Origin of the sequence: Haloarcula litorea (assembly GCF_029338195.1) — an archaeon.
GTDB lineage: Archaea > Halobacteriota > Halobacteria > Halobacteriales > Haloarculaceae > Haloarcula > Haloarcula litorea.
In genome coordinates this window covers 2,945,654-2,967,554 of the sequence record NZ_CP119779.1, presented here as the reverse complement: position 1 = coordinate 2,967,554, position 21,901 = coordinate 2,945,654, and the positions used below count along the sequence as shown (strand labels likewise).

General features: G+C 70.5%; 17 protein-coding genes. 12 read left to right on the top strand and 5 right to left on the bottom strand.

The window, feature by feature from the left end; all coding sequences use genetic code 11:
* Nucleotides 1-55: 55 nt before the first annotated feature.
* Nucleotides 56-1,720, top strand: a complete 1,665-nt coding sequence (locus tag P0592_RS15845) for a tRNA uridine(34) 5-carboxymethylaminomethyl modification radical SAM/GNAT enzyme Elp3 (RefSeq protein ID WP_276271879.1) — start codon at nt 56-58, stop codon at nt 1,718-1,720.
* A gap of 21 nt (nt 1,721-1,741) precedes the next feature.
* Here P0592_RS15845 and P0592_RS15840 read toward each other — a convergent pair whose 3' ends face one another.
* On the bottom strand, nt 1,742-2,113 hold the full coding sequence (locus tag P0592_RS15840; RefSeq protein WP_276271878.1) for a DUF7994 family protein: 372 nt from the start codon (nt 2,111-2,113) through the stop codon (nt 1,742-1,744).
* An 87-nt stretch (nt 2,114-2,200) separates the two neighbouring features.
* Between P0592_RS15840 and P0592_RS15835 the strand changes: the two genes are divergently transcribed.
* Both P0592_RS15835 and P0592_RS15830 read left to right on the top strand, forming a co-directional pair.
* The gene (locus P0592_RS15835; protein ID WP_276271877.1) at nt 2,201-2,905 is read left to right on the top strand and encodes an MBL fold metallo-hydrolase; all 705 of its coding nucleotides are present in this window, start codon (nt 2,201-2,203) and stop codon (nt 2,903-2,905) included.
* A gap of 57 nt (nt 2,906-2,962) precedes the next feature.
* Nucleotides 2,963-3,997 carry an NAD(P)/FAD-dependent oxidoreductase gene (locus tag P0592_RS15830; RefSeq protein ID WP_276271876.1) on the top strand — a complete coding sequence of 345 codons (1,035 nt, stop codon included), beginning with the start codon at nt 2,963-2,965 and terminating at the stop codon, nt 3,995-3,997.
* A 13-nt stretch (nt 3,998-4,010) separates the two neighbouring features.
* Here the strand turns inward: P0592_RS15830 and P0592_RS15825 are convergent, their stop codons facing one another.
* Nucleotides 4,011-5,015 (bottom strand): hypothetical protein, encoded by a 1,005-nt coding sequence (locus tag P0592_RS15825; protein WP_276271875.1) that lies wholly within the window; start codon nt 5,013-5,015, stop codon nt 4,011-4,013.
* An 85-nt stretch (nt 5,016-5,100) separates the two neighbouring features.
* Between P0592_RS15825 and rqcH the strand changes: the two genes are divergently transcribed.
* The 5 genes from rqcH to P0592_RS15800 all read left to right on the top strand — a co-directional run bounded on the left by rqcH (nt 5,101) and on the right by P0592_RS15800 (nt 11,208).
* Nucleotides 5,101-7,239, top strand: coding sequence for a ribosome rescue protein RqcH (rqcH, locus tag P0592_RS15820; protein ID WP_276271874.1), 2,139 nt, complete (start codon nt 5,101-5,103; stop codon nt 7,237-7,239).
* Nucleotides 7,240-7,288: 49 nt separating this feature from the next.
* The gene (locus tag P0592_RS15815; protein ID WP_276271873.1) at nt 7,289-7,993 is read left to right on the top strand and encodes a DUF4013 domain-containing protein; all 705 of its coding nucleotides are present in this window, start codon (nt 7,289-7,291) and stop codon (nt 7,991-7,993) included.
* Nucleotides 7,994-8,105: 112 nt separating this feature from the next.
* The gene (locus P0592_RS15810; protein WP_276271872.1) at nt 8,106-8,810 is read left to right on the top strand and encodes a DUF4013 domain-containing protein; all 705 of its coding nucleotides are present in this window, start codon (nt 8,106-8,108) and stop codon (nt 8,808-8,810) included.
* 60 nt (nt 8,811-8,870) lie between these two features.
* On the top strand, nt 8,871-9,938 hold the full coding sequence (locus P0592_RS15805; RefSeq protein ID WP_276271871.1) for an mRNA surveillance protein pelota: 1,068 nt from the start codon (nt 8,871-8,873) through the stop codon (nt 9,936-9,938).
* Nucleotides 9,939-10,053: 115 nt separating this feature from the next.
* Complete coding sequence (locus P0592_RS15800; RefSeq protein WP_276271870.1) at nt 10,054-11,208, top strand: sensor histidine kinase; 1,155 nt, start codon at nt 10,054-10,056, stop codon at nt 11,206-11,208.
* A 12-nt stretch (nt 11,209-11,220) separates the two neighbouring features.
* Here the strand turns inward: P0592_RS15800 and P0592_RS15795 are convergent, their stop codons facing one another.
* Together P0592_RS15795 and P0592_RS15790 are read right to left on the bottom strand one after the other, a co-directional pair.
* Nucleotides 11,221-11,985 carry an MBL fold metallo-hydrolase gene (locus P0592_RS15795; RefSeq protein ID WP_276271869.1) on the bottom strand — a complete coding sequence of 255 codons (765 nt, stop codon included), beginning with the start codon at nt 11,983-11,985 and terminating at the stop codon, nt 11,221-11,223.
* Between the two features lie 263 nt (nt 11,986-12,248).
* Nucleotides 12,249-13,133 carry an ArsR/SmtB family transcription factor gene (locus tag P0592_RS15790; RefSeq protein WP_276271868.1) on the bottom strand — a complete coding sequence of 295 codons (885 nt, stop codon included), beginning with the start codon at nt 13,131-13,133 and terminating at the stop codon, nt 12,249-12,251.
* 147 nt (nt 13,134-13,280) lie between these two features.
* Between P0592_RS15790 and P0592_RS15785 the strand changes: the two genes are divergently transcribed.
* The 4 genes from P0592_RS15785 to P0592_RS15770 all read left to right on the top strand — a co-directional run bounded on the left by P0592_RS15785 (nt 13,281) and on the right by P0592_RS15770 (nt 18,846).
* Nucleotides 13,281-16,031, top strand: coding sequence for an ATP-dependent helicase (locus P0592_RS15785; protein ID WP_276271867.1), 2,751 nt, complete (start codon nt 13,281-13,283; stop codon nt 16,029-16,031).
* Between the two features lie 85 nt (nt 16,032-16,116).
* Nucleotides 16,117-16,740: a beta-class carbonic anhydrase gene (locus tag P0592_RS15780; RefSeq protein ID WP_276271866.1), complete on the top strand. Its 624-nt coding sequence runs from the start codon at nt 16,117-16,119 to the stop codon at nt 16,738-16,740.
* A 70-nt stretch (nt 16,741-16,810) separates the two neighbouring features.
* Entirely contained in the window at nt 16,811-17,272 is a 462-nt protein-coding gene (locus P0592_RS15775) for a PH domain-containing protein (RefSeq protein WP_276271865.1), read from the top strand.
* The gene (locus tag P0592_RS15770) at nt 17,269-18,846 is read left to right on the top strand and encodes a PH domain-containing protein (protein ID WP_276271864.1); all 1,578 of its coding nucleotides are present in this window, start codon (nt 17,269-17,271) and stop codon (nt 18,844-18,846) included. The genes P0592_RS15775 and P0592_RS15770 overlap by 4 nt, the downstream gene beginning before the upstream one ends.
* A gap of 230 nt (nt 18,847-19,076) precedes the next feature.
* Here P0592_RS15770 and P0592_RS15765 read toward each other — a convergent pair whose 3' ends face one another.
* A complete protein-coding gene (locus P0592_RS15765) occupies nt 19,077-21,800 on the bottom strand; it encodes an AAA domain-containing protein (RefSeq protein WP_276271863.1) in 2,724 nt (907 codons plus the stop codon).
* Between the last annotated feature and the right edge of the window lie 101 nt (nt 21,801-21,901).

The following is a 21,901-nucleotide window of genomic DNA, read 5'->3' as shown; positions in this document are numbered from 1 at the left end:
CCCGCGGCGAGCGACACGCTTATTCGCGCGAGACGACGACACCCGAGCAACCCCGATGAGCACCGAGACGCCCGACCCCGAGGAGACGGAGGCCTTCCAGCAGGTGTGTGCGGAGCTGGTCGACCGCATCCTCGCCGGCGAGGTCGAGCGCGACGACGTCGAGCAGGCGAAGATGGAGGTCTGCCGGGAGTTCTCGGCTCCGAAGGTGCCCAAGAACTCCGAGCTGCTGGACTACGCGCCACAGGAGCACCGGGAGGTCCTGGAGGAGGTGCTCCAGCGCAAGCCCGTCCGGACGGCCTCGGGCGTCTCGCCCATCGCCGTGATGACTTCGCCCCACCGCTGTCCCCACGGGAAGTGCCTCTACTGCCCGGGCGGCCCGGACTCGGAGTTCTCCTCGGCCCAGTCCTACACTGGCCACGAGCCCGCCGCGGCCCGCGGCGAGCAGAACGACTACGACCCGTACGGGCAGGTGACGCTGCGGCTGAACCAACTGCGGGAGATCGGCCACCCCGTCGACAAGGCCGAGCTCATCGTGATGGGCGGGACGATGACCGCCCGCAGCCACGACTACCAGGAGTGGTTCGTCAAGCGCTGCTTGGAGGCGATGAACGACTTCGACCCCGAGGCCGACCCCAGCCCGGCGGAGGGCGAGAGCTTCGCCCAGTCCCCGGAAGAGTACGAGTTCCGCTACCTGGAGGACGTGATCGCGGAGAACGAGACGGCCGACGTGCGCAACGTCGCCACCACCTTCGAGACAAAGCCCGACTGGTGCGACCCCGAGCAGATCGACCGGATGCTCAGGCTCGGCGGGACGAAGGTCGAGGTGGGCGTCCAGACCACCTTCGAGCGCATCAACCGCGAGATGCACCGCGGTCACGGCGTCCAGGCCTCCATCGACGCCAACCGGCGGCTCCGGGACGCCGCGTTCAAAGTCGGCTTCCACATGATGCCGGGCCAGCCCGGGATGTCCAAGGAGATGGTGCTGGAGGACTTCCGGCGCATCTTCTCGGAGACCCGGTGGAAGCCCGACTACCTCAAGATCTACCCGACGCTCGTGGTCCCCGGCACGGTCACCTACGACTGGTGGGAGCGCGACGAGTTCGAGCCGCTGGACAACGACGAGGCCGCCGAACTCGTCGCCGAGATCAAGGACATGATCCCCCGGTACACCCGGCTCCAGCGGGTCCAGCGGGACATCCCGGCGGACTTCATCGAGGGCGGCGTCTGGAAGTCGAACCTCCGCCAGCTCGCCTGGAAGGAGATGGAGAAACACGGCTGGACCTGCGACTGCATCCGCTGTCGGGAGGCCGGCCACAGCGACGAGGTCGCCGAGGACGTCGGACTGGACGTGCTGACCTACGAGGCCTGCGGCGGCACGGAACACTTCGTCTCCTTCGAGGACTTCGACAACGACGTGCTCGTGGGCTTCTGCCGGCTCCGGTTCCCGAACGACCCCGTGCGGGCGGAACTCGACGACGCCGCGCTGGTCCGGGAGCTCCACGTCTACGGGAGCTCCGTCGGCGTCGGCCAGGCCGCCGGCGAGGACGACCACCAGCACCGCGGCTACGGGAAGCGCCTGCTCGCGAAGGCGGAGGAACTGGCCCGCGACGCCGGCTTCTCGAAGCTCGCGGTCATCTCGGGGGTCGGCGTCCGGCAGTACTACCGGGAGAAGCTCGGGTACGAGCAGGACGGGCCGTACGTCTCCAAGCGGCTGGCCTGAGAAGCGTCGGACGCAGCCTCCTCAGAGCCACCCGTACTTCTCGGCGAGCCCGACGACGCCGAACAGGACCGCGCTCGTCGCACCGGTGACGACCAGCGCCGCGTAGACCACCCCTTCGACGCCGGCCGGCGGACTCGCCAGCCCGCCCAGCAGCGCGAGGCCGACGGTGACGTCGCCGAGGCCGCTGCAGTCGTGGACGTCGACGGTGCGGCCACCCACATCGACGGTCCCACCGGTGGCGGCGGCGAGGAACAGCACCCCGGCGAGTCCGAGGAGGGCGGCGAACGCCGCGCTCCCGACGCCGGCGGTCAGCACGCCGGGGCCGAAGGCGGCCGCGAGCAGGCCGACGCCGCCGAGGCAGAGCACGCCGGCGAGGAGGTTCGGACGGTTCACCGAGCCGGAGTTGGGTCGCCGCTGCGAAAGGCCTTGAGGATCGCCGTCGGCCGGCGACGTTTTGCTGCCTCGGCCCCTTCGAGGCGTATGGTGCGACGACTGGCCGACGGGGTGTGGCTGCTGGAGCTGGGCCTCGTGACGCCGCTTGCCTCGAACGCCTACCTCGTCGACGAGTCCGCCTACGGGGGCGACGGACTGACCCTCGTCGACACCGGCCTGTGGTGGAACGAACCCTCGATCGGCGACGAACTCGCGGCCCTCGACTACCGGATGAGCGATCTCGATCGGGTGCTGCTGACCCACTACGACCTCGACCACGTCGGCGGGCTCAACCGCCTCGTCCCCGACTTCGACGGCCCGGTGTACGTCGGCGAAGCGGATCTGGATCTGCTGGAGGGGCGGCTCGACCCCGATCTCCTCCACCACAAGGGGCTGTTCCACCGCGTGAGCCGGCAGGTGTTCTCGCTGCCGGACCTGGAGCTGCGCCCGGTCTCGGAGGGCGACACCGTCGGTGGGTTCACCGTCTACCACGCGCCGGGCCACAACCCCGGCCACGTGGTCTACCACCACGAACCGTCCGCGACGCTGTTCCTCGGCGACCTCGTCTGGGCGGAGGACGGCGGCCTGACGACGCCGTTCTGGGGCGATTCCTACGATATGGACCGGCTCCGCGAGAGCGTCGCGGCGCTGGCCGAGCGGGTCCCGCCGTTCGAGGTGGCCGCGATGGGACACGGCGACCCGGTCCTCTCGGGCGGCGACGACGCCCTCGACGCGCTGGCGGCCAGCGTCTGACCGCGGCCGGACCGGCGCGGGGGTGCTTATTTACTCGTACCGGCCGTCGGTATCCGTATGACGGGGAGAGTCGCCATCGTCGGCGCGGGCGGCGCGGGTGCCGGCGCGGCGTACGCGCTGCGGGACGCACCGGTCGAGGTGACGGTCCTCGAGAAGAGCGGCGGCGTCTGCGGGCGCGCCGCCACGCGCCGCCGGGGCGACTGCACCTACGAGTACGGCGCGAACTACCTCACCGACGGCGACGAGCGCGTGACCGAACTCGTCACCGAGCGGCTCCCGACCGACGGGCTCGTCGACGTCTCCGACCCGATCTACGCGTTCGAGCGCGACGGCGACGTCCACGAGGGACGGGACGACGGGGGTCGCCGGTGGACCTACGAGGCCGGCATCACCCAACTGGCGAAGCGGTTGTTCGCCGAGAGCGACGCGACCGTCGAGCGCGACGTCCGGGTGGACACGCTGGATCGGACCGACGACGGCTGGCAGGTCGTCGACGCGGCCGGGACCGACCGGGGGGCGTACGACGCCGTCCTGCTGACGCCCCCCGCGCCACAGACGGCGGACCTGCTCGGACAGGCCCGCTGGGACCACGACGACTGCCGGGACCTCCGGCAGGCCATCGCGTCGGTCCCGTACCGGACCGTCGTCGCGGGGGTGTTGCACTACCCCTTCGAACTCGACGTGCCGTGGTACGCGGCGATCAACGCAGACGGCGACCACGACGTCGGCTGGGTGGGCCGCGAGGAGTGCAAGGCCGGGCACGTCCCCGACGGCGAGTCGCTCCTGCTGGTCCAGATGAACGAGCCCTGGTCGGTCGCCAACTACGACGACCACCCCGACCGACTGGTGGACGCTATCGCCGAGCGGACGGCCCGCCTGCTGGGCGACGACCGGCTGACCGAGCCCGACTGGACGGACCACCAGCACTGGCGGTACTCCCAGCCCGAGGGCGGGGTCGACACCGAAGCCCTCGCCGGCGCGTCCGACCACGACCTCTACTTCGCCGGCGACTGGGTGGCCGGCGAGCCACGCCTCCACGCGGCGGTCCGGAGCGGACTGGACGCCGGCGAACGGATCGGTAACGGACCGTGACGGGCGTCGGGAGCTACTCGTCCTCGTCGCCGGCGACGGACACGCCGAAACCGGCCCCCCGGAAGGAGAACGCCCGTTCCGGGAGCGGCGGGAAGGCGGGGTGTCGCCGTGTCCGCAGCCGGACCTGTGCCGCACCCGGGGAGTACGCCGAGAGCAGGTTCCGCAGCGGGGGGTTGCGGATCGCCTGCTCCGCCAGCAACGTCGGGGCGTCGGCCCCCGGCGTCGCGGGTTCGAGGACGTAGGTCACCCGTTCACCGAGTCCGGGATCCGACTCGACCAGCGTCGTCGCCCCGTTCCGGACGGCGCGCTCGACGTCGTCGGTCAGCGGCAGGTCCAGCGCCGGCCCGTCGAGCAGGAACCGCGCCCCGACGGCCACGGGGCGTTCGCTGGCGATCCCTCCCAGCCAGCCGGCGACGACGAAGGCGTACCGGCCGCCGCCGAGGCCGGCGACGGGGATGCGCGTCGCGTCCCCGGTGAGGGTGACGTCGAGGTCCCGACGAGGGTCGAGACGGTCGGTGGCACCGTTGTCGATCGCCAGTTCCCAGGTCCGACGCTCACGGCCCCCCGCTGCGGCGCTGTCTGTCCCCGACCTGATCTGTGCGGGCCAGAGGACGTGCCACCGGCCGTCGACGTACTTCTGGAGCGACCACGGCGGCGAGAGGCCGGCCAGCGGGGCGTCGCCGGCGTTCCGGAAGCGGAACCGGAGGGCGGCGGCGGGGAGCCGCGGCCGCCGCTCGGCGGTCCGGAGGGCGATCCCGTCGTCCGGACCGAACGGGCCACAGCGGCGCTGGCCGTCGACGGTCGCGCCGGGAAACCGGGGGCAGGGGACGGCGGCCAGGTCGGGCGGCAGGGCCGCGTCCGTCGCGGTCGTCGGGATCGGTGCCGGGGTCGGGCCGGTCTCGTCCGCGCTGTCCGTGACGCCGACGGAACCCGGACAGCCGGCGAACGCGCCCGCGGCGGCCGTCGAGAGCGCCGCGAGGAGCCGACGGCGGCCGACCGAGTTCCGGGAGTCGTCCATACCGCGACGACGCGCCGGAGGACGGAATCGGTTTCGGGCGGCGGAGTCCCGACAGTCCTTTGCGTCGGGGCCGATAGCCTGGGACATGGACCACAAGCGGGAGCTGACGAGCGTCGACCTCGCGGCGCTCGCCGGCGAACTCGGCGACTACGAGGGGGCGAAACTCGACAAGGCCTACCTCTACGAGGACGACGACCTCGTCAGGCTGAAGCTCCGGGACTTCGACCGGGGCCGCGTCGAGTTCGTCATCGAGCTCGGAGACGTCAAGCGCGCCCACGTCGCCGCCCCCGAGCACGTCCCCGACGCGCCGGGGCGGCCGCCGGACTTCGCGATGATGCTGCGGAACCGGCTGTCGGGCGCGGACCTCGTCCGCGTCGAGCAGTTCGAGTTCGACCGCATCCTGGAACTGGAGTTCGACCGCGACGACGGCTCGACGACGATCGTCGCGGAGCTGTTCGGCGACGGCAACGTCGCGGTGCTGGACGAACACGGCGACGTCATCGACTGTCTGGAGACCGTCCGCCTGAAGTCCCGGACCGTCGCGCCCGGGAGCCGCTACGAGTTCCCCTCCGCGCGGTTCAACCCCCTGACCGTCGACTACGAGGGGTTCGTCGCCCGGGTCCGGGAGTCGGACTCGGACCTCGTGCGGACGCTGGCGACCCAGCTCAACTTCGGCGGCCTCTACGGCGAGGAGCTCTGCTCGCGGGCCGGCATCGACTACAACGTCCCCGTCGAGGAGGTGACCGACGAGCAGCTCGAACACCTCTACGACATCGTCGCCGAGATGGCCACGCGGCTGCGGGAGGGCGACCTCGACCCGCGGGTCTACTACGAGACCGTCGAGGAAGGGGACGGCGACGACCCCGAGCGCCGCCGGGTCGACGCCACCCCGATCCCGCTGGTGGAGTACGAACACCTCTACAGCGAGTCCTTCGAGGAGTTCAACGCCGCGCTCGACGACTACTTCTACAACGTCCAGCGCGAGGACGAGGTCGAGGGCGGCGAGCCCCAGCGGCCGGACTTCGAGGCGGAGATCGAGAAGTACGAGCGCATCATCGAGCAACAGCAGGGGGCGATCGAGGACTTCGAGGCCGACGCCGAGGCCGAACGCGAGAAGGCCGAGTCGCTGTACGCCAACTACGACCTCGTCGACGACGTGCTCTCGACGGTCCGGACGGCGCGCGAGGACGACGTCGCTTGGGACGACATCGAGGCGAAGTTCGCCGAGGGGGCCGAGCGCGGCATCCCCGCGGCCGAGGCCGTCGAGGGCGTCGACGGCAGCGAGGGGACCGTGACGATGACCGTCGCGGGGACGACGGTCACGCTGGACGCGTCGATGGGCGTCGAGAAGAACGCCGACCGCCTCTACACCGAGGCCAAGCGCATCGAGGAGAAGAAGGAGGGCGCACAGGCGGCCATCGAGGACACCCGGGAGGACCTGGCCGAGGCGAAAGAGCGCCGCGCGGCGTGGGAGGCCGACGACGGCGACGAGAGCGCCACCGACGACGAGGAGGACGACGAGTCGGAGCCGACCGACTGGCTGAACGAACCCTCCGTCCCAGTCCGGTCGACCGAGAAGTGGTACGAGCAGTTCCGGTGGTTCCACACCTCGGACGGCTACCTCGTCATCGGCGGCCGGGACGCCGACGACAACGAGGAACTGGTCCAGAAGTACATCGAACGCGGTGACAAGTTCTTCCACGCCCAGGCCCACGGCGGCCCCGTCACGGTCCTGAAGGCGACCGGGCCGAGCGAACCCGCGAAGGAGGTCGACTTCCCGCAGTCCTCGCTGGACCAGGCCGCGCAGTTCGCCGTCTCCTACTCGTCGGTCTGGAAGGACGGCCGGTTCGCTGGCGACGTGTATATGGTCGACCCCGACCAGGTCTCGAAGACCCCCGAGAGCGGCGAGTACCTGGAGAAGGGCGGGTTCGCCGTCCGCGGGGACCGCACCTACTTCGAGGACACCGCCGTCGGCGTCGCCGTCGGCATCACCTGCGAGGACGAGACCCGCGTCGTCGGCGGTCCGCCGGCGGCGATCCGCCCGCAGGCCGCCACGAGCGTCGAGGTCGAACCGGGCCAGTTCGCGCAGAACGACATCGCGAAACGGCTCTACCGGGAGTTCCGCGAGCGCTTCGCCGACGAGTCGTTCGTCCGGAAGGTCGCGAGCCCCGACCGAATCCAGGAGTTCTTACCGCCGGGTGGCAGCCGGATGGTCGAGGAGTAGCACGCCGACGGGGGCACAGCTATATGTGCCCACCGGTAGAATATCTGATATGTTCGAGGACGCGATCCGCTACCCGTGGCAGGGCGACGAGAAGGTGACGACGCTGCTGTTGGGCGGGGTCCTCGGCCTGCTGGGGTTCCTACTGATCCCCGCGATACTGGTGCTCGGGTACCTCGTGCGCGTCGTCCGGCAGGTCGAGGCCGGCGACCGCGAGCGCCCGCCGACGTTCGAGGACTGGGGCGACCTGTTGATCGACGGCCTCGTCGCCACCCTCGTGGCGATCGTCTACACGCTGGTCCCGACGGCGGCGGTCGTCCTGCTGGCGGTCTCGGTGCTGTTCCCGTTCACCGTCGTTCAGGAGGGCGGGGCGGCGATGGCCCAGACCGGACCGAGCCTCCTGGGCCTGCTCGCGTTGCTGGTCGCCGCGGGGCTGACCCTGCTCGTCGTCGTCGCGTCGCTGTACCTGCTCCCGGCCGCCGTCGCCGCCTACGCCGTCACCGGCCGGCTCGGTGCGGCCTTCTCGCCGGGGACGCTGCGTCGCATCGGCGGCTCCGGCGCGTATCCCGTCGCCTGGCTGGTCGCCGTCGCGATCGGCATCCTCGCGCAGCTCGTCGGGGGTGCCCTGGCGGCCACCGTCGTGGGTGCCCTGTTGCTGCCGGTGGTCTCGTTCTACGGCAACGTCGCGGGGGCGTACGCAATCGGACGCGGTGTGTCAGACCTCGACCTGTCCCGCCGGGGGACGACCGGTCAGTAGTGACGTAGCACGGCACACGCACGGATATATACTTGTCACGCGTACTGTCACGTAGATACTCGCAGCGGCCCGCACGGACAGCGCGGCCCCACGACGTGTATCCGGAGCCACCATGTTTCGAGACGCAATCGATTACCCACGGAACAGCGACAGCGCGGTGACCACCGTCCTCATCGGTGGGGTGTTGACACTCCTGAGCGTCCTCGTCGTCCCGACGTTCTTCGTCCTGGGCTACGTCGTCCGGGCGCTGCGATCGGTACTCGGCGGCAGCGAGGAGCCGCCGGTGTTCGACGACTGGGGCGACCTGTTCGTCGACGGGCTCAAGGCGTTCGCCATCGGGCTCGTCTACTCGCTGATCCCCGTCGGGTCGGCGCTGGCGGCGCTCCTGGTCGTCGGGACGGCGACGTTCGCCGTCGGCGGTGACAGCCCCCGGACCGGGATCGTCGTGGTGCTGGCAGCCGTCGGCGTCGCGCTCCTGTTGACGCTGGTCTCGCTGGCGCTCGTCTACGTCCTGCCCGCCGCCGTCGTGGCCTGGGTCCGCACCGACCGCCTCGGAGCCGCCTTCGCGCCCGACGAACTCCGCCCGCTGGCGTTCAGCCGGACCTACGCGACCGGCTGGCTGGTCGCGGTCGCGATCGGCCTGCTGGCGAACGTCGTCGGCGGCGTCGTCAGCGCCACCGGCGTCGGCGGGCTGCTGGTCCCGTTCCTCCTGTTCTACGCACAGGTGGCCGGCGTCTACGCCATCGGGACGGCGGTCCGGGAGATCCCCCGTGTGGCGGACGGTCCCGACGCGCCCGCCGGACGGCCGGCCGCCTGACGACCCCCGCTCACGCCCCGAATAGCAGGGCACTTGTGGGCGGCCCGCGGAGTCGTCCCCATGCAGATTCAGAGTCGCGAGCAGACCGCCGAGGGTCGCGAGCGCGTCGAGGTGGTCCCCGAGACGCTCGACGACCTCTGGCACCTCTCGTACGTCGTCGAGCCCGGCGACCGGGTCTCCGGGGACACGACGCGGCGCATCCAGCGCAACGACGAGGACCTGCGGGACTCCGGCGGCGAGCGCGAGCACATGTGGGTCGCCATCGACGTGACCGACGTGGAGTTCGCGAAGTTCGCCAACCGCCTGCGGGTCGGGGGCGAGATCGTCGACTGCTCGCGGGAGGACCAGCTCGGCTTCCACCACACGCTCAACGTCGAGGAGCGGACCGAACTCACCATCGAGAAGCGCTGGAAGCCCGACCAGGTCGAGCGGCTGGAGGAGGCCGTCGAGGCCACGGAGAACCCCGACGTCGCCATCGCCACCGTCGAGGAGGGCGAGGCCCACGTCCACACCGTCGCCCAGTACGGCACCGAGGAGCGGGCGACGATCACCTCGACGACGGGGAAAGGCGAGTACGCCCGCCCCCGCGAGGAGCTGTTCGCGGAGCTGGCCGACGTGTTGCACAGGCAGGACGTCGACGCCTACATCCTCGCCGGCCCGGGGTTCACGAAACAGGACGCCCTCGACCACTTCCGCGAGGAGATCCCCGAGATCGCGGAGTCGATGACCGTCGTCGACACCGCCGGCGTCGGCGACCGCGGCGTCCACGAGGTGCTGAAACGCGGTGCCGTCGACGACGTCCAGGAGCAGACCCGCATCGCCGAGGAGGCGGAGTACATCGACGAACTGATGGCCCGTATCGGCGAGGGCGCGGAGGTCGCGTACGGCCCCGAAGAGGTGGCGAAGGCAGCCGACTACGGCGCGATCGAGACGCTGCTGGTGCTGGACGAGCGCCTGCGGAAAGAGCGGGCCGGCGAGGGGGACTGGGCGGTCGACGTCGACGACGTCATCGAGACGACCGAGCAGAAGGGCGGCGACGTGACGGTGTTCTCCGCGGAGTTCGCGCCCGGGCAGCAGCTGGCCAACCTCGGCGGGATCGCCGCGTTGCTCCGGTACCGGCTGGACTGACGAGTGGCGATGTCGTCGCGCGGTCTCGTCCAGTATCGTTTCCGGTAATCGACCCACAACGGTTTTCATCGGTGCTGTCTAAGCCCGTGTAATCACGTCTCGTGAGGGTGGCTGGATGGCATTCGAGGAACAACCCGACTTCGCCCGGCAGGTCGCGGACCTGAACAAGTACGGGCAAGCGCTGAACCGGTGTGGGAGCGTCGAGGAAGTGGTCTCGCTGACGCTGGAGGCGATGTCGCTGCTGTTCGAGTTCTCCTACTCGACGTTCGTCGAGGTTCGCGACGACGAGCCTCGGGTCGTCCACAGCACGAACCCGCGCCTCTCGCAGGGCGACGAGCCCAGCGAGGTCGCGTTGCGGGCATTCGAGACGGGCGAGACGGTCATCACGACCGGTGTCACCGCCGGGATCGGCGGGGACTCCGACGTGACCGCGACCCTGGCCGTGCCCGCCCGGATGGGCGGTGAGGTGACCGCCGTCCTCGTCACGCGGTCGACCTCGACCGACGAGTTCGGCGAGGAGCACTCCCGACCGCTGGAGATCCTCGCCTCCCACGCCGCCACGGCAGTCAGCAACATCCGCTCGCGGGAGCGCCTGGAACGGGCCAGACAGGACCTGGAGACGCGCAAGGAGATGATCGAGATGTACGACCGGCTCCTGCGTCACGACCTCGGCAACGACCTCCAGGTCATCGCCGGCTTCGCCGACGCCGTCTCCTCGCAGGTGGACGGTCAGACCGAAGAGTACGCCGGCAAGATCCAGCGGGCGGCCGAGAGCGCGGCCGACCTCATCGAGCGGGTGGGCTCGCTCGTCTCGACGCTGGAGGACGAACAGGAGCCGGAACCCCGGGACCTCGCCACCATCCTCGACAGCGTCGTCACGGAGACGACGGCGAACTACGACTCGCTGACCGTCGACTTCGATCCCGAGGGTGCGGACTACCGGGTCTACGGGGGCGAACTCCTCGACTCCGTGTTCACGAACGTCCTCTCGAACGCCGCCGTCCACAACGACGGCGACGTGTTCGTCGAGGTGTACGCCGAGGCCTCGCCCGACGAGGTCGTGGTCGGGTTCGCAGACGACGGCAGCGGCGTCCCGGCGGACCTCCGCGAAGAGCTCTTCGAGATGGGCGCGAAAGGCCCCGACAGCAGCGGGAGCGGGTTCGGGCTCGGGTTCGTCCGGGCGCTGACGGAGTCCTACGGTGGCGACGTCGAAGTCACCGACAGCGAGTTCGGCGGCGCGGACTTCCGCGTGACGCTGGCGCGGGTCTGAGCGGCCGGGGCGTCACTCGGTCGCGCTCACCGTGACCGTCAGGTCGTCCTCGGCGAAGCGCACGTCGCCGTCGTAGCGGTCGCTCACCGAGTCGAGCATCTCCTCGTGACGGCCTTCGGTGTGGGGGTAGAGGTGCGTGAGGTAGACCCGACCCACGTCGGCGTCGGCCGTCGCCAGCGCCGCCCCGAGGGACGACGGCGTCGGGTGGTTCGACACGTCCACCTCGTCCGGGAACGAGCAGTCGTGGACGAGGACGGCCGCGCCGTCCGCGAACTCGACGAGGCCCGGGTCGGCCTCCGAGTCGCCGCCGGCGACGACGGTCGGACCGCCGTCGGTCGGCGTGAGACGGTAGGCGAAACACTGCATCGAGTGAACCGTCTCGTACCGTTCCCCCTCGAATCCCGCCAGTGAGAACGACGCCCCCTCGACGTCCCGGAGCGTCAGGTCGAGCCGTCCCTGCATGTACTCGTGGACCGACAGCAGGTCCTCGACGAGCGCTCGCGTTCCGGGCGGGCCGGCGACGGTCAGGTCCGTCGCGCCGGCAAGCCACCGGGCCTTCAGCAGGACGTCGAGGTCCGAGACGTGATCGAGGTGGTGGTGGGTCAGCAGGACGGTGTCGACGCCCTCGTAACCGACGCTGGTGCGGGCGAGCGCGTCGAGGACGCCGCTGCCACAGTCGACGAGCAGGCAGTCGTCGCCGTGTTCGAGGAGGTAGCCGGACTGGACGCGCTCCCCGCTGGGCATCGCGCTGCCGGTGCCGAGAAACGTCAGGCGCATGGTCGCGCTGTGTCGCGGAGGGCCAAAGACCTTGGCGCTGTCAGCGGGGGAGGGCGTGGGAGGGGTGGGAGGGGGAAGGGGACCGTTCGGGCGGGGATCGGGCAGTCGGTGGCCGCCGGTGGGGACCGTCTCCGCGACGGGTGGGGAGGGGCCGTCTATCAGGGCGGGGTGGTACCCCCGGCGGCGCGTCTCTGACTACCACCGGGTATACAAAAAGTCTCCTTGACGCTCAAAACGCGTTTTGAGTGACCGGAAGACCGTGGTCAGTACTCCCGGTACGCCCACAGCCCGACGAAGACGGCGACCACGAACAGGCCCCCGAGCAGGAACGCGAGGCCGGGCGCGACCTCCAGCCCGCCGCTCCCGGCGGCCGTCCTCGCGACCTCGGTCGCCTCGGCGGCGTATTCGAGACTCGTGTCCGTCTCCGGGACCGGCGTCTCCGTCGTCGGGGCCTCCGTCTGTATGGCGGTCGCCGGCTCCTCGGTGACCGTCTCGGCCGGCGCGTCCGTCGCCGTCGGCGAGTCGGTGTTCTCGGCGATGTTCATCCCGCCGCCGTCGCCGCCGTCCGCGCTCGTCGCGGTCGCGGTGTCGGTCGGGGCCTCCGTGGGCGTCTCCGTCTCGGTGGTCGCCTGTGACTCGACGGCGTCGCCGCCGGCCCCACCGCCGTCCGCGCCGCCGGCCCCCGTCTGTCCCATCGGCACCGGGAGCGAGATGTTGCCCAGCAGCAACTGGACGACGAGGCTGGCCGCTGTCAGGAGACCGACGACCGGGATGAGCCGCTGGACGAGGCCCTTGAGCGAACGCTTGCGGTCCTGGGTGCCCACGAACAGCACCAGCGGCTCCTCGGGCGGCTCGTAGACCTTCATCTCCTGTCCCTTCTCGGAGTACTGGGTGCCGGCGACGGCGATGAGTTCCTCGTCTTCCAGTTTCTCCAGGTGGTACGAGACCTTCTGGATGGACATGTCCAGCCGGTCGGCGAGTTCGGAGGGCGTTCCGGGGTCGTCGTAGACGGCGTTGAGTATCTCGCGGGCCGTCTCGGAGGAGAGCGCGTCCAGGGCGGCGGAGACGTCCTCGTCGACGCCGACGATCTGGAGATCGCCGTCCTGAGACGCGCTCGCGTCGGGGCCACGCGAGGGCAGCAGGGACATACCCGACTCACTACGTCCCAGCGTAATGAATCTCGTGATGACTCCCACGGCGATTTGAGAGACTGCCACCCCGACCGTCGGGGCTCCGGGCTGGCGGCGTCGGAACCCACTTCCCCGCGCAGTCCAACCTTCGACCAGACGCCGACGATGGACCCACGAGCGCGACTCGACGCCGCGGACGTGTCCTTCGACCCCGAGTCGGTCGACATCGACGACGCCGACGTGTTGACCTCGCTCGACCCGGTCGTCCAGGAGTGGTGGGTCGAGCAGTTCGGCGAGTTCGTCCCCGGCAACGGCGGTTTCTTCACGCCGCCACAGAAGGGGGCGATCCCGAACATCCAGTCCGGGACGAACTCGCTCATCTGTGCGCCCACCGGGAGCGGGAAGACGCTGGCCTCGTTCACGGCCATCATCGACGCGCTGTTCGACCGGGCGCGGGCCGGCGACCTGGACAACTCCGTGTACTGCCTGTACGTCTCCCCGCTGAAGTCGCTGGCCAACGACATCCACCGCAACTTGGCCGAGCCCCTCGACGACATCACCGACCGACTCGCCGAGCACGGCGAGGACGTCGCGCTCCGCCACGCGATCCGCCACGGCGACACCAGCGACAGCGAGCGCCAGGCGATGCTGGAGACGACGCCCCACATCCTCAACACGACGCCGGAGACGCTGGCGATCCTGCTGAACTCGCCGAAGTTCCGCGAGAAGCTCCGGACCGTCGAGTACGTCGTCGTCGACGAGATCCACAGCCTCGCGGAGAACAAGCGCGGGACCCACCTGTCGGTCTCCCTGGAGCGGCTGGAGTCGATGGTCGAGGGGTCGCCGACCCGGATCGGCTGTTCGGCCACCGTCGAGCCTCTCGAGACGGTCGCGGAGTTCCTCGTCGGCCGCGAGGAGCCCGGCGGCGAGGCCCGCGACTACGACGTCGTCGACGCCCGCTTCGCCCGCGAGTACGAGATGGAGCTCTCCTGCCCGGCCGACGACCTCATCGACACGCCACGGGACGTGGTGACCGACCGCTTCTACCGGGACCTCCACGAACAGATCCAGTCACACACCAACACGCTCGTGTTCACGAACACCCGCTCGGGTGCCGAGCGGGTCCTGCACAACCTCCGGGAGCGGTACGACGCCTACGACGAGTCGAACTCGGGCTGTCACCACGGCTCGCTCTCGAAGGAGAAGCGCCAGCGCATCGAGGGGGATCTCAAGGAGGGCACGCTCGACGTGGTGACGACCTCGACGAGCCTCGAACTGGGAATCGACATGCCCCACATCGACCTCGTCGTGCAGGTCGGCTCCCCCAAGTCCGTCGCGGCCCTGCTCCAGCGGGTCGGGCGGGCCGGCCACCAACTTGGCGAGACCGTCGAGGGCCGCGTCGTCGCGCTGGACCGCGACGAACTCGTCGAGTGTGCGGTGATGCTGAAGAAGGCCGAGGCGGGGTTCGTCGACCGCGTGTTCGTCCCGGAGAACGCCCACGACGTGGCGACCCAGCACGTCTACGGCATCGCCATCAACGACGTCCGCCCGGAGTCGGAGGTGAAGGGCATCCTCCGACGGGCCTACCCCTACCGGAACTACGGCGACGAGGAGTGGGAGCGGCTGCTGCGGTACATGACCGCCGACTACCCCGGGATGGAGGACAAGAACGTCTACGCGAAGGTCTGGCGCGACACCAACGACCCGCCGGACGGCGAGTACCACTACGACGAGTACGACGTGGGCGAGCGGCTCATCGGGAAGCGCGGTCGGCTGGCGCGGGTCATCTACATGACCAACATCGGCACCATCCCCGACTCGTTCACCTGTGACGTGTTCACCCGGGGGAGCGACGAGTGGGTCGGCCAGCTCGACGAGTCCTACCTCGACACGCTGGAGCAGGGCGACGTGTTCGTGCTGGGCGGGTCGAACTACGAGTACCGCTACCGCCGGGGCTCGAAGGTGTACGTCGACCCGACGAGCGCCCGGCCGACGGTGCCGTCGTGGTTCTCCGAGCGGCTCCCGCTCTCGTACGACCTCGGCCGGGAGATACTGTCCTTCCAGGGCGAACTGCTCGACCGGCTGGAACGCGGCGGGATGTCCGAGGTCCGGAACTGGCTCCGCGAGGCCCCGCTGGACGAGAACAGCGTCCGGGCCATCGCGCGGATGTTCCGCGAGCAGGTGGCCTACACCGGGGCCGAGAGCGTCTCGACGCCGGACCGGCTCGTCGTCGAGGAGGCGATGGACCACGACGAGTACGAACGGCACTACTACGTCCACTCCAACTACGGCCGGCGGTTCAACGACGGCCTCTCGCGGCTGCTGGCCTACCGGGTCGCACAGGAGGCCAACGCCAACGTCCAGGTCGCGGTCGCCGACAACGGCTTCACGCTCTCCCTGCCGCTGAACCGGAAGGTCGACATCCGGGGCATCCTGACCGGGATCGACCCGGCCGACGCCCGGGCCGACCTCCGGGCGAGCCTCGACGGGACGGACCTGCTCCAGCGGTACTTCCGCATCAACGCCACCCGGTCGCTGATGATCCTCAAGCGGTACAAGGGCTACGAGAAGTCCGCCAGCGAGCAGCAGGTCTCCTCGGAGATGCTGCTGGGTTTCGCCGAGGAGCTCGGCGAGTTCGCCGTCGTCGAGGAGACTTACCGCGAGATCCTGGAGGACAAGCTCAACGTCGGCGGGATAGCGGACGTCCTTGCCGACATCGAGCGCGGTGCCGTCGACGTGGTCACGACCCGCGTGGACTCGCCGTCGCCGCGGGCGTTCGGCCTGGCGACGCTGATGGCCAGCGACGTGGTGCTGGCCGAGGACGAGTCGGCGGTGCTGGCGGAGTTCCACCGACGCGTCCTCGACGAGATCGAGGACGAGGGCGGCGACGGCGAGGCCGTGGCGACCGACGACTGAGCGGGCCGTCGAACCGCGTCATAGACGCCGGAACACGTTGCCTCGATGACAACGGGTGTTCGGACGCACCGCCTCCCGCCAACTGATGGCACACCACACCCACTCCCACGACCACGAGGAGCCCGAGGCCGGCCGCGTCCACGAGTCCGTCGACGACGACGTCGACGCCCGCGACGACTGGGCCCGCCGGCGGCGGAAGGGCATTCCCACCGACAAGCAACTGCTGGTCGTCGCCTGTATGGACGAGCGCATCCCCGTCGAGGAGGCGCTCGGGCTCCAACTGGGCGACGCACAGGTCTTCCGCAACGCCGGCGGGAAGGTGACCGACGACGTGATCCGGTCGGCGGCGCTGACGACACAGTTCTTCGACACCACGGAGATCATCGTCGTCAACCACACCGACTGCGGGATGATGAGCGCCAGCGACGAGGACGTCGTCGCGGGGATGGAGGCAGCCGTCGACGACATCGACGACGTGCCGCTGGACCCGTCGCTGCCGGACCTGAACGTCGGGGACCACTCGCTGGCCGAGTGGATCCGGATGACCGACGACATCGACGAGGCCTGCGAGGCGCAGGTCGAGTACCTGCGGGAGCACGAACTCATCCCCGACGACGTGACCGTCCACGGCTACGTCTACGAGGTCGAGAGCGGGCACCTCCGACGGCCCGGCGAGCGCGTCGCCGAGCGGGTCAACGAACGGGTCTGAGCCCGAGCGCCGGTGTCGCCACCGGACCGCGGTCCCAACAATTAATCCGGGCCTCGGCCCACGTGCCGGTATGGAGTCGCTGCACCCGCGAGTCAGGTTGCTCTGGGCCGGCCGGTGGGCTATCTCGGCGACGGTGCTCGCCGCGATCGTCGGGTTCCTCGTCAATCGGTTCCTCGACGCGCCGCTCGTCCTCGTCGCGGCCGGCTGGTTCGTCCTCGCCGTCCTCGGCGTCGTCCACGCCGTCCTCGCCCACCGGATCTGGGGGTTCGACCTGCAGGACGACGCGCTCTTTCTCGTCCGCGGCGTCCTGACCCGAACCGACACGTCGGTCCCCTACGTCCGCGTCCAGCACGTCGACACCACCCGCGGACCGGTCGAGCGGACCGCCGGCCTCGCCAGCGTCGTCGTCTACACGGCCGGGTCGCGGGGCGCGGACATCACCATTCCCGGTCTCCGGCCCGAACGGGCGACCGAACTGCGCGAGCGGCTCCGGGACCTCGCCATCGAGAGCGAGGCGACCGACGCCGTATGAGACGACTGCATCCCCTAAGCGCCGTCCGAAGCGTCGGGGCGGGACTGCTGCAGGGGGCCTTCTTCGGCTTCTTCGTCGGGTCGGCCCTGGCCGGGGCGATGGGGCTCCCGGGGTGGACGCCGCTCGTGCTGGCTCCGGCCGGGGCGCTGGTCGCCGGCGGCTACGCCCTGGCGCGACACCTCCGGTTCCGGTACGAGATCGCCGGCGACACGCTGACCGTCGAGTCCGGCGTGTTCGCCCGCCAGTCCCGAGAGATCCCGCTCGGTCGCATCCAGAACGTCGACGCCGAGCAGAACGTCCTGAACCGCCTGCTCGGACTCGCCGCCGTCTCCTTCGAGACGGCCGGCGGGAGCACCACGGAGGCGACGCTGAACGCCGTCGACACGGACGAGGCCGACCGGCTCCGGCGACTCGTTCAGCGCCACGGCGGTTCGGAGTCGGTCGGGGCGGGCGACGGGACCGAGCTGGGCGACACCGGGGCCGGCCCGACCACCGACCGCGAGACACTGTTTGCCTTCTCGACGCGGGACCTCCTGACCTACGCCGTCGTCTCGATCCGGCCGACCGCCCCCGTGATCGCGCTCGCCGGCCTGCCGCTGGGCGGAGACCTCGTGACCGCGATCGTCCGGTTCAACCTCGAACTCGTGACGGGCCAGCGGACGCTCACGCCGGGGCTGGTCGAGACGGTCGGCCTGCCGCGGGCGCTCGCGTTCGCCGCCCTCGTCGTCGCGGAGTTCCTGCTCGCGGCGCTCGTCGTCAGCGTCGTTCTGACGGTCGTGGAGTACCACGACTTCCACCTGTTCCGCGAGGACGACGACCTGCGCTACGAGCGAGGGCTGGTGCGCCGGTACAGCGGCACCATCCCGCTGTCGAAGGTCCAGACGGTCAGCGTCCGGGAGAACGCGCTGATGCGGCGGGTGGGCTACGCCACGCTCGTCGTCGAGACGGCGGGGTACAGCGGCGGGAACGACGAGTCCTCGAAGGGCGTCGCGGTCCCGATGGCCCCCCGCGAGGACGTGGTCGAACTCGCGCGGGACGTCGAGCCGTTCGGCGACCTGTCGTTCGAGCGCCCGCCCGAGCGGGCGCGGCGGCGGTACGCTGCACGGTTCGGGCTGATCGCGCTGGCGTTCGTCGGCGTCGCCTACGCCGTCGACGCGCTCGTCGTCGACAGCGGCCGCTGGTGGCTCTCGCTGGGCCTGCTCGCGCTCGTCCCGCCGGCCGCCCATCTCAGGTGGCGGAACCGCGGCGTCGCGCTGGGCGAGGAGGTGTTCGCCACCCGGTCGGGGTTCTGGCGGCGGACGACCCGGGTCGTCCCGTACTACCGGATCCAGACGGTGTTCGTCGAGCGGTCGCCGTTCCAGCGGCGGCGGCACCTCGCGACGGTGACCGCAGACACCGCGAGTACGACCAGCATCCTGGGCGGGTCGGCGACCGCCTACGACGTCGACGACGAACGGGCCGCGACGCTCCGGGACCACCTGCGGGACCGGCTCTACGAGGACCTGCTGTCACGGAAGCGGGACCGTGCGATCGGTCCGACGCCGGAGGACTCGGGCGACGAGAGGGACGCCTAGGGCGTCTCGCTCCGTGAGGATCGAATGGCGTCGCGACTCCAGAACGAACGGCGACCCGCTCGTACCGGCGGTCACTCCTGGTGTCGCGTCCCGCAGCTCTGACAGGAGAAGACCGTCTCCTCGGACAGCTCCTGTTCGCGCGCGAGCGGGAACCCACAGTCGGGGCAGTCGGGCATCGCGTACCTGTTGGTTCCCACTGCATAAAAAGTAGCTTGCTAACTAGTTTGCAGTCAGCCTCGGCCCCACTCGACCATCCGACCGTACACGTCGTCCGTGGCCAGCGCCTCGGCGTCGCCGACGAGGACCAGCGCCTTCTCCGCGCGGGTCAACGCGACGTTGATGCGCCGGTAGTCCTCGAAGATGGGGCCGTCGAGCGTCCCCGTGGCGACGAAGGAGACGACGATCACCGCCTGGCTGGAGCCCTGGAACCGGTCGACGGTGTCGACGGCCACGTCCGGGAGCCGGCGGTTCAGTTCGGCCACCTGCGCGCGGAACGGCGCGATGACGCCGATGTCGTCGGCCGGGACGCCGGCCTCCCGGTAGGCCCGGACCACGTCGGCGACGGCGTCGGCCTCCTCGGGATTGGCGTTGCCCTCGCGGGTCCCGCCGGGGTCGACGAAGGAGACGCGGTCCCGGAGGTGGTCGGGGAGGGCGTCCAGCGAGACGCCCGGGAGGTCGTCGACGCGCTGGCCGGCCACCTCGCCGTTCGCGGGCCGCAACCGCCCGTCGTAGAACTCCCGCGAGGCGAACGCCTGGATGTGCTGTGCCATCCGGTACTGCCGGTCGAGCATCACGCCGGCGTCGGGGTACGCCTCGATCAGCCGCTCGAACAGCGACGTCGACAGCGTCTCGTCCTCGGACTGGACCACCGGCGGGAGCTGCTGGTGGTCGCCGACGAGGACGAACCGGTCGGCCAGCGTCGTCGCGGCCAGCGTTCCCGGTTCCGTCAGTTGCCCGGCCTCGTCGACGACGGCGACGTCGAAGTCCTGGCTCCCGACGGCGGTCCCGCCACAGGTCGCCGTCGTCGCCGCCACGACCCGCGCAGACCGGAGTGCGGTCGCGCACTCCGCCGGGTCGCCGGACTGCTCCAGCCGGTACTTCTGCATGTCCTCGCGGACGCCGCTCTCGGTCCCGACGCGGACGACGTCGGTGAAGCCCTGTTCCTCCAGGGCCTCGATGGCGTTGTCGACGGCGCGGTTGGTGAACGCCGACAGCAGGACGCGGTCGCCCCGAGCCACGAGTGCCCGGATCATCCGGGCCAGCGTGTAGGTCTTGCCGGTCCCCGGCGGCCCGTGGACCAGGGCGAGGTCCTCGGCACCCACCGCGAGCGAGACGGCCTCGTCCTGTGCGTCGTTGTTGTCGATGAACGTCTCGTCGACCGCGGCGAACTCGGGGTCCCGACGGCCGAACAGCACGTCCTTCTGCTCCGGCGGCTGTGTCAGGAGTGCGTCGTGGAGCGCGTTCTGGAGGCGGTCGGTGGTCAGCTCGGAGGGGTAGACGTCGAGCCGTCGGAGTTCGAGCGGTTCGTCGGCGGTGACGACGATCTCGTCGCCGGCCAGTCGCTCGACCCGCGCGAGTTCCGCGTCGCCCCGTACCGGGTCCCCGTCGCTGGCCATCACCAGGTCTCCCTCCCGGATCTTCGAGACGGCCCCGGTCCCCTCCGCACGGAGCTCCCAGCGGCCGCCGTCGAGCTCGCGGCGGCCCGCCGGGGTCAGGTCGACCAGCGCCCGGTCGTCGTCGGCCCGCTCCTCGGGGCTCTGTTCCCAGAGCTTGGCGTACTCGCGGTGGACGGCCCGGCGCTCGGCCTCGATGGCCTCGTAGAAGCGCTCGAAGTACTCGCGCTCCGCCTCTGGGATGGCGACGCCGACCTGCCCGGCCTTGGACTCCTGGTCGAGGCGGCCCGAGACGGCCATACAGGTGTCCTGCTCGAAGCAGTACTCGCACTTCGCCGACCCCTCGTAGCCCGTCGGGACGCCGGTGTCGTGCTCCATCGCTGCGATGGCGTTGCGCGTGCGGATCACGTAGTTCAGCAGGCCGCTCCCGATGGAGAACTCCTTTGCCGGCGAGAGGTCCCCGCTCTCCTCGTTCCGGTCGACGGCCGCGTTCTTGGTGTAGAGCAGCGTCCCGGTGTCGGGGGCAGCCTCGATCGGGGTGGTCCTCCCCCCGCCGTCACCGGCCATCGCTGCGCTCGCGGCCAGCGCGTTCGCCTCGCGTTCGCCGAGCATCAGGGCGTAGGCCGCCGCCTGGATCTTGTCCTGGAAACGGGGTTCCCGCTTCGTGTTCTTTCCCGTCTTGAGCTCGACGGGCATCCCCCGGCGGACGGCGTCGGCCCGCCCTTTCATCCCGAAGCGCTCGGAGACCAGCGTCATCTCCGAGCGCCAGCCGTCGTCCTCGGTCAGCGTCCCCTGGTTCAGCCACCCCTCGATGGCGCTGGCGTGGTCCCGGACGTCCCCGGCCACCTCGTCGGCCTCCCGGCCCAGCAGGCCGATGTCGAGGCCGGCCTGCTCGACCTGGTCGTCGATGGCCGCCTCCAGGTCACGGCCCCGCAACAGGTCGCCGAACACCTCGTGGACGACGGTCCCCTTGACGAGCGGATAGGCGAGGTCGGCACCGTCGAGTTTCCGCAGGTAGTACATCCGGGGACACTGCACCCAGGCGCGGATGTCCGTCACGTCGACGAGGAACTCCGGCTCGACGACGACGCTGGCGTCACCGCCCACCGAGTACTGGGTCTCGCCCCGGTACTCCCGCTCGTCGGCGTCGTAGACGGCCAGTTCCATCCCGGCCTCCAGCACCTCGGCCGTCTCGGTCCACTTCCCCCACAGCGTGACCGTGGTCGGCTCGCCGGCCCCCCGCTCGGGGCGGAGCGTCACCTCACAGAGGTCGCTCTCCCCGTACTGGGTGTTGACGATCTTCGGGTCCGCAACGTCGACGACGACACCGCGCAGTTGCACGCTACGGGCCACGAGCGGGGTCGGAAAAACGCTGTCGGTCGCCCGTACTTCCGGTTCTCCGGTGTCGGTCGGGCGGCCGCCACGCCGGACGCCGACGCTCC